Here is a 13,609-nt window from a genome sequence, read left to right as displayed (position 1 = left end):
TTTTGGTTTCCTATTTTTTGTTCCACGAACTAAATCAGATATTTAAGGCACCTCCATCACTGTTTTCTTTTTTAATTTCTTTGGAAGGAGTTTCCGTACTTTTTCTCTCATAATTTTTTGCTGTTCTTGAATTTGAGCAGTAGCATCCATTATGTAGAAATCCTCTCGCTTACTCATTTCTTCATATTGATCTACAATTTTACTTTGAAAGATTCTAAAACTATCATAGATGTCTTTTGATAAATTAAGATCCATTCCAGCCTCATAAAATTTTAGTTTTGGCCTACCTGAAAGAATTCTATCCATTGCAGTGTCTAGTGGAACTCGAAAGTAAAATGCAATGTCGGGTTTGATTGCAAAATCATAGACCTTTCTAACCCAATTAGGGTTACATCCTCTTGTAACATCTCTTGCATATGCAGTATAGACATATCGATCCGCTAAAACAAAATAGCCAGATCTCAGAAGGGGCAGTATATTACGTTCAAATCTATCTGCAAAATCAGTAGCATGAAGTAGGCTAAAAGTAGTAGGAGTGAGAGTTTCTTTCTTTTTTCCTTTTGAGGTGATTGATTTAACCAATTCAGAAGAATTCCATTCGGTTCTAAACACCTCAAATTCATTATATCGTAACCACTTTTCCAATAAACGGAGTTGGGTAGATTTGCCAGACCCATCTATTCCTTCTACAACTATTAGTTTTCCAGGTATGTCATAATTCTTGGAATTTTTTCTCACATATAATGACAATTCTATTTTATCGATATGACAAAGTATCTATAAATTTTCTATATGTTTTACGGAAACTACGTGATTCCAAGGGGTTTGAACTTAGATTGTTCTGATGTTTCATAATAAATTGCAAGTTTGACTTGGATCCCAAGAACATTTTCTAATTTTTTGCATGCTTGATTCAATAACACTTCTGGAAAATGATTTTTGGAAACATGAACCTTCAAAAGTATTGAATCAGGATTGTCAGATTTTGATGTAAGTAGCGTTCCAGTTTTATGAGATATGTCACAAAGGGAGACCACAGCAGATATTTTTTTGATAGTTTTCTTGTCTGCAGAATCTAGAATTTTTTCAAATCGTGTAATCAACGATTCAGATTTCTTTTTCTTTTTTGAATAAATTAGCGATAATGCAACGATTAATTGTTCTCTATGAGATAAAATACTGTCATTATCAAGGATAGTGTACAAAACATTATCCACATCTCTAAAAGATGACAATGTGTCAATATAGGAAATAGATTGAGCTAACAAAACTCGTTCTTTGTCTGAAATTAATTTCATTGAAAACAATAATCTGACTAAATCTTCTACATATTCAGACAAAATGTCAGGTTGACATGATAATTGAATTAATTCTTCTACATGAGATATATCAATTTCATGTTTAGAAAATTCTTGTCTGTATTGTAACGACAAAGACAGAGTGCCTTCTCTGAGACCCTGAGCACTGACAACCAAAGATGAAAAATCAAGTTTTTTCATCAATTCAGATACTACAACAAGTCCAGCTTTAATGGTGTCAGATCTGCCACTACCGATAGATTCTATTTTTGAAAGTTCTTCATTATTTTTATTGGAAAAATCATTTAAAGTGTTCTTTAGAGAGTCAAGAGATAACAAGTAATTATGCAGTTTTTTTAATGGGTAGTTTGTTTTTTCTTGATTGTATTTCGCAATTGCACGAAGGGTACCTCCAACTCCAACCAAGACTATAGAATCAGAGTCAGAAATGCCCAAAGATTCTCGTCCAGGTAAGAGTTTTTGAACATACATTTTGATTTCAGATAGCGTTTTTTCAGTAAATTCCGAATCATTAGAAAATTTTTGCGTTAATCGTAAAGAACCAAGAGGTAAAGAAATCACTTTTTGAATCTCGAAATTTTTTGAAGAGACTATTTCAAGGCTCCCGCCCCCAATATCAAAAAATACGGTTGAGGGCAGATTTAATGATCGAACGGCACCAGCATGAGAGTAAATAGCTTCTTCATGTTCAGATAATATTTTAAAATTGAATCCAGTTTCTTTTTGAATTTGTTCAATAAAATCTTCTTTATTTTTTGCATCTCTAACTGCACTAGTGGCGACAGCTAGAACATAATCAATTTGTTCAAAATCGATAATGCTTCTAAATAATTTAAGAGAATCAAGTGTTTTTTCAATGTGTTTTTGTTGTATAACCCCATCGACTAGCCCTTCAGCAAGCTTGATACGAATTGACTCTTGATGATATGGCTTGTATGTGTTATGAGAGTCAATGTTATAGTTTACCAGTTTTACTGAATTAGAGCCAAGATCAATAACAGATGCTTTTCCCGATCCATCTCTAGAATTGGGCAACTTTTTCAATTCAATATTTTTTTCAGCAATCATAGATTTATTCTCACCAAATTAAAAAAAATTACCTATCTGCATAATTTCTTAAGTTGTTTAGGAGTCATTATACTACGAAGAGATCCAGATACAGTATTCTTCGTAACGTTACATTGAATGTGAACAAGTCCACCCTTTTTTAACAAAATGTCCAAAGAAGAATCGTTGGAGATTATCGTTGCGATCAAGCTTGTCAAATGAGGTTCATGTCCAACTAACAAAACAGAAGATTCAGGTTTAAGGGAAGATAATTTTGCAATTGTGTTTTTTATATCGATTTCAGGTTTTAACTCATTCCAAATTTTAATCGAGTTTTTGTTATTTTTGAGATGTTTTTTGACAATTTCTGCAGTTTGTTTTGCGCGTATCAAAGGACTAGAAAAAATATCATCAACTTGAATTTCCAAATTTTTGATTGCTTTTGCAATAACCTCCAATTCTTTTTTTCCTGCTTCGGTCAATTGTCTTTTAGCATCACCTGAGATAGTTGTTGCATGTTCTTGGGCTTTACCATGACGTAACAGGTATAATTCCATATACCTAGTAGGAACATCAGTTATTTTATTGATCAGGAATTATTTTGTAAGAACTATATAGAATTTCATTTGATTTACATAAAGTTTATCGAAAAATTACAAATTATTCAATATGTGTAAAGTAAAATCAAATCTTAACCACCAAGATTGTTTTTTGAAACGGATTAAGGATGTTTATTCCATATGAGATAATTAGTTATCAAGGTATCAACCCCAAACCATTGGCAACAATAACACCATCATTACAGTAATGATTGGAATGCAGATTAGATCAAAAGGAAGTCCATATCGTACCATCTGTTTTATTGACACATGTCCACTACCGATTGCAATTGCATTTGGAGGAGTTCCAACTGGCATCATAAATCCATAACTTGTAGCAAAAGCGACTGGTGCCATAAATAAGATAGGGTCCAATTCAGTGGCAGAACCTAAAACAGCTATTATCGGCAACAGTAAAGCAGCTACTGCAGTATTGCTCATCAGCTCACTAGTAAGCATTGTAATGGTAACAATAATCAGAACAATTAAGAAGAAATCAAGATCTCCAATAAACAACAACTTGTCAGATATCCAAGTATCAAGTCCTGTTGCAGTAAACCCACTAGCTAAAGCCAGGCCACCCCCAATCAAAACTAAAACACCCCATGGAATCTTACTTGCTGTTTTAAAATCCAATAAACGTTCTCGATTTTTTCCAGATGGCAATATCATCAAGGCAGTTACTGCAACTAGAACTATCACATGATCTCCCACAAAGGGTGCTAAATCTTTCCAAAACAATCCTCGTGTCACCCATGCAATTGCTGTTGCAGCAAATATTATCAGAACAATTTTTTCATTCCTACTCCAGTTTCCAAATTTTTTTAATTCTTCTGTGATGACATTTCTGCTTTTTAGAACTGGCATACGATTATCCAGCTTTGTTGATGTAGTCATGTATATCCACAAGACAAAAAGAGAAACAGCACTAAGCGGAACACCAACTAGCATCCAATCAAAGAAAATCACTTCAACATCAACCAAAGACTCACTTAATGAAGCAAAAAGAGCATTTGGTGCAGTACCAATCAATGTGGACATACCTCCCAAGCTAGCAGCATATGCAACTGAGAGTACCAAGCAAACTGCAAATTGTTTTTTCTGTGCAACATCTACTTGCGAGATTACTGCAACTGCAATTGGGAGTATTAACAGAGTTGTTGCAGTATTTGTGATCCACGCACTAAGGCATCCAGTGACAATGATGAATCCTAAAATGATATTTTTTGGTTTTGTGCCAACTATTTTCAGAGTATTTAATGCAAATCTCTTGTGGAGATTCACTTTTTCTATTGCCTTTGCAACAAGAAAACCACCCATCAACAAGAAAACTAGTTTGTCACCATACGCAGAAATTACTTTGTCAATATCAGCCACATTAAGCAGAGGAAATACAAACAATGGAATAGATGCAGTAATGTAAAATGGAATGGCCTCAGTACCCCACCATATTGCCATCCATACGGCCAAACCTAAAACAAGTTTTGCCTCAAATGTCAGATCATCAATAGGAGAAGATAAAATTATCATAAACAAAATAGGCGAGAGTATTAAACCTGAAAATCGCAGTCTGCTGCGAAATGAAATCCACTTGTTTAAATTATTCATTAAATTATTCTTAGGGGATTGTATTTAAGATTGAATTAGACAGAAGAACTTATTTTGTATGTCCTAAATGTTTATTGGAAAAAATAGATCACCAAGTATTGATTGGTTTGGATCCGACAAAGTTAACAAATGTTTACGAGATTTTAATCAGAAGTTAACCACAGGATTCATTACAAATCAGAAAATATCACCCACATCATGAAAGGAATGTGTCATCTTTGTCATTCATCAGGAGTGGAATTGGTACTTACAGAAGTTGAATCCACAGTAGAAAATCCTGTAGGGGTCATTTTGGTTCCAGTATGCGATAAATGCAGAGCATAATCAAATATTTTTTTATTTTTTAATTGTCAGACTATGTTGAAGACAAAAAAGGTTAGTTTTGTTTGGTTTCCCAAACACCCAGTAGAACAGTTTCCCTATCAAAGGAATCAGGATCTATTTTCTGTATTAACACTTGTTTTACCAAAGTCGTCACCTAACATCGTTTGAGATTTGTTCTTTTAAGTAGATAGTATACAGTGCAATCAATCATTCGGTAAGTAACGGTAAATGATCGATTGAATATTGGGAATAGTATACAGTTCTTCTATAGTAATTGTGTCATTCAGTTCATGAATCATTAGATCCAAACGTTTATGGCATAAAATAATTCGATAAACAGTAATTGGTTTGCACGCCAACAACCCAGAGAGGACAGAACATGTTTTCTCTGGGACATTACATTCTTTGAGGAGTTGTAATTCCAAGTAGGTTTGTTGCTTTTTCCAATGTTGATTTAAAAGACTCAACTAGACACAACCTACACTTTTCAAGTTCTTTATCATCCAAATCCAAAACCTTGACATGTTCATAAAACGAGTTAAAAGAAACTGCCAAATCATGACAATATCTTGCAATTACTTTTGGAGACAAGTTATTTGCAGAATCTCTCACTTGAATTCCAAACATTCCAATGGTTCTAATCAAATCTAATTCAGATTTTTCAGACAATAAAGAAAAATCAACATCAATAGTAGGAGTTAAGTTGGATTTTTCAATAATTCTTGATGCACGTGCAAATGTATATTGTATGTAAGGAGCAGTATCACCTTCTAAGCTGAGTGATTTTGTAAGATCAAATGTAATGATTTTATCCAAATCCTGTTTTATCATTTCATAACGTAAAGTACCTACAGAAACACAATGTGCAATGTATTCAATTTCAGAGTCATTCATTTCAGGATGTCTTTTTTTTGTCTCATCTTTTGTTTTTGTTTTTAAAAGATCATAGACAGAATCTGCATTAACATATACCCCCTTTCTTCCAGACATTTGTGCCTGTTTTCCATCAGTATTCAATCCAAGTGTTTTTGCAGTTTGAGAACTAAGAGTTACTGATTCATAGCCAAGATGGACATAAGCATCAGAATCAGATTTGAACTTTCCCATAAGAGAAGTTATTATCTTCTGTAGGCGTGCTTGGCGTGAATCAATCACTGTAATCACCTTATCTCCAGTAAAATCAGGATGAGAAGGGGAATCATTTGCATCAGAAGTACCATTTAAGGTCGTTTGCCACAAAACACGCGAGCCAGGTTGCTTTTTTTGATATTCTTCGTATCCAAAAGGATCTTCTAGCAAACCAAGTTTCCATGCAGCGTATGGAATATCTTTTGCAATGTATGTTGCCGTGCCATTACTTCTAACAATGACCTTATCTTCATCTTTATCATCTCCGGGAATTACCCAACAACCAGAATTTTTTCCATCTGTTTCATATTTTATCAGATTCATTTGTTGGAGTTTTTCAAAAATTTTACCCCATAATCCAGATCGAATGATTTGAGATTCAAAGTTAAGGCAATCATAAGACACTGCAAGATTCCAACATGTTTCCAATTGGCTTTCTAGCACTCTTCGAGTAACCTTGTCTGCGAAAACTGCAGTTTCAGAATCACCATCTTCAATTTCCTTTAACACATCTTTTCGAATTTGTTCTAAGCTTGAATCCTGTTCGTATTTTGCAGTAGTTTGAACATAAACATCATCACCACAATAATGATCAAATTTTTTGCCATCAGATGGTTCTAAATCAAATCCAAAGTGTCTGAATCCAATAACAATATCAGCTACCTGAAGACCAGAATCATCAATATAATTTAGAATCTTAACGTCATAATTTGATTTTTCCAAAATTCTTGACAAGGTGTCTCCAATGACAATATTACGAATGTGCCCGATATGCAGAGCCTTATTGGGATTAACACTTGTATGCTCTACAACTACACTTGAGTTGTTACCAATATCCACATCTCCATATTCATCAAGATAAGATTCAGATAGAATCAATTGAGAAAGTTTAGTCCAATCTGCATAGAAATTCAAGTATCCAGAATTATGTGGTTGGGATCTCAAAACAAGAGTAGAAGTACATGAATTGTATTTTTCAGAAAGCATTTCACTAATCTCTTTTGGGCTTTTCTTCAAAGTCTTTGCAAGCAAAAAGGCAATATTTGAGCTAACATCGGCAAATCCAGGTTTTGCAGGCTCAACACTAAACTGCACATCAGAAATATTTAGATCAAATAAGATTTTGTTTAAGTTATTTTCAATTTCATCAATAATAGATTTAAAAGTCATCTTATATCTTCGAAAATGTAGGCGCTAATTTATCTAATGCCTCTAGAACTCCATCACCAGCTTTAGCAGAAACGACCATGCTTGCTTCAGATTTTACTTGATCGGATGCGTTTCCTAAAGCTATGCTAGTAGCAGACACATTAAAGAGTGGTATGTCAGTGGCACTATCGCCTATGGAAATAACATCTTCTTTTAGAATAGAAAATTTTTTCATTATTTCACTAAATCCTCGGCCTTTATCAATCCCGGCAGAATTAATATGAAATGCGTATTGACTGTCAGATAATTCAACATGAATATTATTTTCAGACAAAATCTTTCTTGCATCATTCAAATCAAACGTGCGTTCTAAAACAACTTCAGTCATCCTTGGAAAAACAGGTTTTTTTTTCACACCATCTAAATTTTTTTTAATTACATTTAGAGCCGTGTTACATTCATCAATGTTTCCTAACAAGATGTGTTCATTTGAATCAGTGGTTATACAACCACCATTTTCACCAACTGCAATTTTAGTTGTTCCTCCAAATACAGATAGTAAGAATCCTTCAACAGAAGAGCGGCCTGTTACAAAAATAACATTATGTCCCATTATTGTCAATCTTCGTAATGCATCAAGGGCTGCAAGATGTATTCTTCCACCTCCATTTTCAGTAATGGTTCCATCAATGTCAACTGCAAAAGTTTTTTGTTTCATATGCACCAATTTTAATGCCAGATAATATTTGCTACGCAAAAAAAAATTATTTTTCAACCATTAGAATTTTTTTAGAGAGTATTTTTGAGACTAAAACACCTGCAATACCGGCAACAATAGCAGGAATAGTGGTTAATAGTAACACAGTTTGAATCAATTCAAAATAAACAAAATAGATCAAGCTTGGTGAAACCAATTTCCCAAGCAAGATTTCATTAAAAGTATACATGACATATGGATACTGAACCATATAAAATACTGAGCCTAGAATACCTCCAACAAATAGAAAATATTTTTTAGATTTATTGAGAAATAAGATAAAATCAGACAAAACAAAAGGTATCAAATTCAAAGAATAGAACAAAACAGAATCAGAAATTGCAAAATTGGGAATAATTGCAGTAGAGCTAGAAACCAGTAAGAATAAGCCACCTAACAAACTCAACACACCAAATCTTCCACCTACAAGTCTAAAGCACAAAAGTAAGGAAAATGAAATCAGAAATGGAAATCCAACAGTAGCAACAACAAAAGCAAAAGTAGGTTCAGGATTAAATTCAAAGTAATCAGTATTAGAGAAAGGAAGAGAAAGAGAAGACACAATTCCGGATCCCGAAAGCCATACTGGGAGAACTGCTAAAACCAACAAAAGATAAAATAATTTTTTTTCAAAATTATGGATTTTTAGAAATCTGGAAATTCCAATCATTGCACCAATACTACACAAAAACATTCCCGAAATTAGTGTGAGATGAGGAGGACTCAATAATCCATCTAAGCCAAAATTCGAATGCCAAACAAAATCAAGAGGTCCAGCACCTACAAGTAATGCAATTCCAATCAATTCAATTTTCAGAGATAAAAAATAGACATCACTATGATGTTTTAAATTTTTCCACCCAACAAAAGAAAATACAGTTCCAATCAAGGATATTGCAACGCCAATATAGATCAAAGCATGTGGAGGAGAGAAGAAAGTTTCAGGTTTATTTAACAAATGATTTGTAATATCCCAGCTACCACCAACAGTAACAAGTAAAATACCAAAACTAACAAAAATAGTTCCAATAAGAAAGATTTTTTCAGAATGATCTCTAAAAAATAAATTTAAAGAAAACGCATTACCACTCATAATGAAAACATCTCCGTAATTTTCAAGGAGTTACACCTACAACAAATGATAAGACATGTTCATTTTGATGATCCAGAATCCCAGTTTGAGGGAAATGAGAAAGAACATCAGTGTGAGGAATATTAATTGATTTTACATAAATTGTAAAATTTCCAGTACTTTGTGGAGTAACAATAAATTCAATGTTATGTGTTTGTCCTGAACGAATAGGCCTACTCATTGATTCAATAGATGGGTATTTGGATACAACAGATTCTAATCCTCCGCTATAGTTTGAGCCTATCGCATCTCCAGGAAGAATGTATTGCGGAGATTGAGTAAAATCATAGGTAGTTATCTGTACAACATCGTTCTCAATTTCATGAAGGTCTGGAAATGCAACAGAAACAATATGAATATCACCATAATCACCAATATTTTTTGAAAAAATACCAATATCAAAAGACTCATCCAAATTGATTTCAGATTCAGACAAATTGATTTCAAGATAAGGTTTTGGAACAAGTTGATCATTTGAAAGGTAATTTTCAGGAAGTACAAAAATAGTCAATACAAAGTACACAGCAAGAAAGAAACAAGCGATTGTCAATCCAAGCTCTTTTTTCATAAAAAAAATCAACTTGACACTGTTAAAAAAGGATAAGAAAATTTGAACAAAGCCAAAATTGGTTATTCAGGACAAAAAACAACCAACATAGCAACAAAAAAAGAAATTTTTGAATAATAAGATTTTATTTGAAAGTATTTTTTTAAGAAATGATAACAATTGGGAATTCCTGAAAAGATCAAAGCCATACAAGATGAGATGGCTCGTACTCAAATTAACAAAGCAACAGAACATCATTTAGGGCTACTTAAAGCCAAAATTGCCAAGTTAAAAAGAGAACAAGAAGAAAACATCACAAAGAAATCAGGAGTAAAATCAGATGGGTTTGATGTCAGAAGATCCGGAGATGCCACAGTTGTTTTCATAGGATTGCCAAGTGTAGGAAAGTCCACATTACTCAACAAGTTAACAGATGCAAAATCAACAGTAGGAGCTTTTCAATTTACAACACTAACGGTAGTTCCAGGAATGATGGAATATAGAGGTGCAAAAATCCAAGTTCTGGATTTACCTGGAATTATCAAAGGAGCATCTACGGGAAAAGGATTAGGTAAAAGAATTCTTTCAGTTGCAAGATCTGCAGATTTAGTATTACTTGTTTTGGATGTGTTTCAACCTTACCATGAAGACGTGTTAGTAAATGAGCTAGGCAACATAGGAATTAGATTAAACCAACTACCACCAAACATTACAATAGAAAAAGCATCCATGGGAGGAATTGCAGTTGCACAACAAGTCAAACTTACAAAGATTACTGAAAAACACCTAAAAGATATTTTGCATTTGTACGGAATTGTTAGTGCTCGTGTAGTTACAAGAGAAGATATTACATCTGAACAGTTAGCAGATCATATTGCAGGAAACATTAGTTATTCCAAATCTCTTACAGTTCTAAATAAAATTGATCTAGTAGATGAAGAATTTCTTGAGGATTTAAAAACAAAAATAAAATCAGAAGTAATCAAAGTTTCAGCAAATTCAGAGATAAACATAGAAACATTGAAAGAAAAAATCTATGAAAAATTGAAATTTATCAGAATATACATGAGGCCAAAAGGCGGAGAAACGGATTTTAAAGAACCACTAATTGCTCGTGAAGGAGATAGTGTAGAAGATATTTGTAATAAATTACATCGAAGAATGAAAAGAGAATTCAGATACGGTTTAGTTTGGGGCAAAAGTGTCAAATTCGGAGGACAAAGAGTGGGTTTGAATCATATTTTGCAAGATGAAGATGTACTAACAATAATCAAAAGACGAGGAATATGATCAAAATTACAACAAAGTTAGAAGTTAATTCATCAAACAAAAAATAAGAAAACAAAATTAAAAGATCAAAAAAGTAAAAAGAAAAACACAGCTAAAAAGATAATGAAAATTCCGATCATTAAAAAAAATTAGAAAAAAATTACTTGACAAATTGTTATCACTTAGTGTAACTTTCTTTAGTTTCACCACTGAAAAACAATGAAAATGTCGACACAACAATGGCTATAAAAAGAAAAGCAGCTCCAAAGAGAAAAGCTTCTACTAAAAAAGCAGCAGCTCCAAAGAGAAAAGCAGCTCCAAAGAGAAAAGCTTCTACTAAAAAAGCAGCAGCTCCAAAGAGAAAAGCTTCTACTAAAAAAGCAGCAGCTCCAAAGAGAAAAGCTTCTACTAAAAAAGCAGCAGCTCCAAAGAGAAAAGCTTCTACTAAAAAAGCAGCAGCTCCAAAGAGAAAAGCTTCTACTAAAAAAGCAGCAGCTCCAAAGAGAAAGACTGCAGCTAAAAAAGCAGCAGCTCCAAAGAGAAAAGCTTCTACTAAAAAAGCAGCAGCTCCAAAGAGAAAAGCAGCTCCAAAGAGAAAGACTGCAGCTAAAAAAGCAGCAGCTCCAAAGAGAAAGACTGCAGCTAGACGACGATAAGATCGTTAAAAAACTAACAATCGTCAATCAAACGGCGAATTGTTTTCCTTTTTCTAAATTTCAAGTTAGTGGTAACTAAATTAAAAAATATACAACAAAATATTGTAAAATAAACATTATAAAAAATAAGAAAACAAACTTGCTTCGGATTATACATTAAACAAAAAAATCAGTACAAATAACTCATTAATTTAATTTGTTCTTCAGTAGTTATGATATTTTTGTTTGTGAGGATCTCTAAAAGATCTTTAAAGATTGCTTTTTGTTCTGAAGACATTCCACCAGCAGGTCCTTTCTCACCGGGTGGACCGGGTGGACCACGTGGACCAGGTGGGCCTACAGGACCTTGTCCTCCTAGTGGGCCTTGTTCCCCTAGTGGACCGATTGGACCTACAGGACCTCTTTCGCCTTGTGGACCTTGAATTCCCTGTGGACCTTGTGGACCTTTTTCGCCGGGAGGACCGGTAACTCCACGTTCTCCTTGAGATCCTTGTGGACCTTGTGGACCTTTCTCACCTACGGGTCCTTCATTTCCAGTAGGACCTTTCTCACCTTGCATCCCAGTAGGACCTTTTTCGCCTTTTTCACCTTGTGGACCTGGAACACCAGTAAGACCTTTAGCTCCAATCGGACCTTGCGGACCTTGTGGACCTTTCTCACCTACGGGTCCTTCATTTCCAGTAGGACCTTTCTCACCTACGGGTCCAGGAGAACCGGTAGGTCCTTTTTCTCCAATCGGTCCAGTAGTTCCTTTGTCACCTTTTTCACCTTGCGGACCAATAGGTCCCTTGTCACCTTTTTCACCTTGCGGACCAATAGGTCCAGTTAATCCTTTAGCTCCAATCGGACCTTGTTGTCCTTGTGGACCTTTCTCACCTACGGGTCCAGTTAATCCTTTGTCACCTTTGTCTCCCTGTTGACCAATAGGTCCTTTGTCACCTGTTGGTCCGGTAGGACCTTTTGAACCTATTACACCAGGAGGCCCCTGGATTCCTTTCTCACCCTGAACACCAGCTTGTCCGGTAGGACCTTTTTCACCTGCCAGACCTGTTGGACCTGTAAGACCTTTGTCGCCGGGAGGACCTGTTGGGCCTTTTTCTCCTTTGTCGCCGGGAGGACCTTTAATTCCGGAAGGGCCTTTGTCGCCGGGAGGACCTGTGAGTCCTTTGTCACCGGTAGCCCCTGATGGTCCCTTAAGACCTACAGGACCTTTATCACCAATCATTCCGGTAGGACCTTTTTCTCCTTTGTCGCCGGGAGGACCTGTTACTCCTTTGTCACCTTTGTCTCCTTTATCACCTTTGTCTCCTTTATCACCGGTAATTCCTTTATCTCCAGTTAGTCCTTTGTCACCTTGCGGGCCTTTGTCACCAGTTGGGCCTTTGTCGCCAGGTGGTCCTTGAGGACCCGTTGGACCCTTAAGACCTACAGGTCCAGGAGAGCCAGGAGGTCCTTGTTGTCCTTTGTCACCTGTTGGGCCTTTGTCGCCAGGTGGTCCTTGAGGACCCGTTGGACCTTTGTCTCCTTGAGGACCCGGATATCCAGTGGGACCTTTATCACCTTGCGCGCTAACAGTAGGTTTTTGAATATTATTTTTTGTAGATTTTGTAACAGGTTTTTCTTTTGTTTCAACTTCAGCAGGAGTATAAGCAGAAACACTAGGCCTTTGTAATGGAACTTTAATGATAGAATGTAGAGAGGAAAATAGATCGGTCACAACAACCCATACGGCATCCAATTGTTCAATAGATGAAGGGATAGGATTTGCAGTTGAGCCCAGAGTCTCAGAAAATTTGCCATCACGTACTCTTAAATGATAATTGCCTCTCCATATTGAAGAGAATTTTTTAATTTTAACTGCCTCAGGAGAGGGTTCATGTTCAGATATAGCAATTTGAACCTCATATACACCTGATTGCTTAAATGGTGCCTGTCCTTGAACTGTTAATCGTGACTGAGATGACACATTCGTTTGTGTATATTCCAAGTATTTCTGTATTTAGATCGCAAAAACCATTCAATGTTAAAAACTAGACATGATTTTGAGCTTGAGGGATAGTATTTATCTAGATTA

Annotated in this window: 12 protein-coding genes; 3 read left to right on the top strand and 9 right to left on the bottom strand. The window is 35.1% G+C overall.

From position 1 onward, the window contains the following. Positions 1 to 42: 42 nt before the first annotated feature. From tmk to ACOQN3_RS03265, 4 genes are all read right to left on the bottom strand, one after another. Complete coding sequence (tmk, locus tag ACOQN3_RS03280; RefSeq protein ID WP_420545062.1) at positions 43 to 750, bottom strand: dTMP kinase; 708 nt, start codon at positions 748 to 750, stop codon at positions 43 to 45. 56 nt (positions 751 to 806) lie between these two features. Next, positions 807 to 2,387, bottom strand: a complete 1,581-nt coding sequence (locus tag ACOQN3_RS03275; RefSeq protein ID WP_420545061.1) for a hypothetical protein — start codon at positions 2,385 to 2,387, stop codon at positions 807 to 809. A gap of 32 nt (positions 2,388 to 2,419) precedes the next feature. Then, positions 2,420 to 2,923 carry a phosphohistidine phosphatase SixA gene (gene sixA, locus ACOQN3_RS03270; protein ID WP_420545060.1) on the bottom strand — a complete coding sequence of 168 codons (504 nt, stop codon included), beginning with the start codon at positions 2,921 to 2,923 and terminating at the stop codon, positions 2,420 to 2,422. Between the two features lie 207 nt (positions 2,924 to 3,130). Then, positions 3,131 to 4,573, bottom strand: a complete 1,443-nt coding sequence (locus ACOQN3_RS03265) for an SLC13 family permease (protein ID WP_420545059.1) — start codon at positions 4,571 to 4,573, stop codon at positions 3,131 to 3,133. 198 nt (positions 4,574 to 4,771) lie between these two features. Here ACOQN3_RS03265 and ACOQN3_RS03260 point away from each other — a divergent pair, with 198 nt between their 5' ends. Further along, positions 4,772 to 4,897, top strand: coding sequence for a hypothetical protein (locus ACOQN3_RS03260; RefSeq protein WP_420545058.1), 126 nt, complete (start codon positions 4,772 to 4,774; stop codon positions 4,895 to 4,897). Between the two features lie 396 nt (positions 4,898 to 5,293). On the opposite strand, the gene ACOQN3_RS03255 is transcribed toward ACOQN3_RS03260, so the two are convergent. The 4 genes from ACOQN3_RS03255 to ACOQN3_RS03240 are packed head-to-tail and all read right to left on the bottom strand — an operon-like array spanning position 5,294 to position 9,631. Beyond that, positions 5,294 to 7,195, bottom strand: a complete 1,902-nt coding sequence (locus tag ACOQN3_RS03255; protein WP_420545057.1) for an arginine--tRNA ligase — start codon at positions 7,193 to 7,195, stop codon at positions 5,294 to 5,296. Between the two features lies 1 nt (position 7,196). Continuing rightward, a complete protein-coding gene (locus ACOQN3_RS03250; protein ID WP_420545056.1) occupies positions 7,197 to 7,892 on the bottom strand; it encodes a phosphoglycolate phosphatase in 696 nt (231 codons plus the stop codon). 46 nt (positions 7,893 to 7,938) lie between these two features. Continuing rightward, positions 7,939 to 9,024, bottom strand: a complete 1,086-nt coding sequence (locus ACOQN3_RS03245; RefSeq protein ID WP_420545055.1) for a hypothetical protein — start codon at positions 9,022 to 9,024, stop codon at positions 7,939 to 7,941. A gap of 22 nt (positions 9,025 to 9,046) precedes the next feature. Further along, on the bottom strand, positions 9,047 to 9,631 hold the full coding sequence (locus ACOQN3_RS03240; RefSeq protein WP_420545054.1) for a hypothetical protein: 585 nt from the start codon (positions 9,629 to 9,631) through the stop codon (positions 9,047 to 9,049). A 159-nt stretch (positions 9,632 to 9,790) separates the two neighbouring features. Between ACOQN3_RS03240 and ACOQN3_RS03235 the strand changes: the two genes are divergently transcribed. After that, positions 9,791 to 10,900, top strand: a complete 1,110-nt coding sequence (locus tag ACOQN3_RS03235; RefSeq protein ID WP_420545053.1) for an OBG GTPase family GTP-binding protein — start codon at positions 9,791 to 9,793, stop codon at positions 10,898 to 10,900. A 218-nt stretch (positions 10,901 to 11,118) separates the two neighbouring features. Continuing rightward, positions 11,119 to 11,535 (top strand): hypothetical protein, encoded by a 417-nt coding sequence (locus ACOQN3_RS03230; RefSeq protein WP_420545052.1) that lies wholly within the window; start codon positions 11,119 to 11,121, stop codon positions 11,533 to 11,535. Between the two features lie 169 nt (positions 11,536 to 11,704). On the opposite strand, the gene ACOQN3_RS03225 is transcribed toward ACOQN3_RS03230, so the two are convergent. Then, a complete protein-coding gene (locus tag ACOQN3_RS03225) occupies positions 11,705 to 13,501 on the bottom strand; it encodes a collagen-like protein (RefSeq protein ID WP_420546586.1) in 1,797 nt (598 codons plus the stop codon). Positions 13,502 to 13,609: the final 108 nt, after the last annotated feature.

Source organism: Candidatus Nitrosopumilus sp. (genome assembly GCF_965223225.1).
Taxonomy (GTDB): domain Archaea; phylum Thermoproteota; class Nitrososphaeria; order Nitrososphaerales; family Nitrosopumilaceae; genus Nitrosopumilus.
This window is presented reverse-complemented; position numbering and strand designations above follow the sequence as displayed.

Excerpts from the sequence above, each read along its gene's own strand:
- ACOQN3_RS03275 (WP_420545061.1), bottom strand. The coding sequence starts at position 2,387 with ATGATTGCTGAAAAAAATATTGAATTGAAAAAGTTGCCCAATTCTAGA.
- sixA (WP_420545060.1), bottom strand. The coding sequence starts at position 2,923 with ATGGAATTATACCTGTTACGTCATGGTAAAGCCCAAGAACATGCAACA.
- ACOQN3_RS03265 (WP_420545059.1), bottom strand. The coding sequence starts at position 4,573 with ATGAATAATTTAAACAAGTGGATTTCATTTCGCAGCAGACTGCGATTT.
- ACOQN3_RS03260 (WP_420545058.1), top strand. The coding sequence starts at position 4,772 with ATGAAAGGAATGTGTCATCTTTGTCATTCATCAGGAGTGGAATTGGTA.
- ACOQN3_RS03255 (WP_420545057.1), bottom strand. The coding sequence starts at position 7,195 with ATGACTTTTAAATCTATTATTGATGAAATTGAAAATAACTTAAACAAA.
- ACOQN3_RS03250 (WP_420545056.1), bottom strand. The coding sequence starts at position 7,892 with ATGAAACAAAAAACTTTTGCAGTTGACATTGATGGAACCATTACTGAA.
- ACOQN3_RS03245 (WP_420545055.1), bottom strand. The coding sequence starts at position 9,024 with ATGAGTGGTAATGCGTTTTCTTTAAATTTATTTTTTAGAGATCATTCT.
- ACOQN3_RS03240 (WP_420545054.1), bottom strand. The coding sequence starts at position 9,631 with ATGAAAAAAGAGCTTGGATTGACAATCGCTTGTTTCTTTCTTGCTGTG.
- ACOQN3_RS03230 (WP_420545052.1), top strand. The coding sequence starts at position 11,119 with ATGGCTATAAAAAGAAAAGCAGCTCCAAAGAGAAAAGCTTCTACTAAA.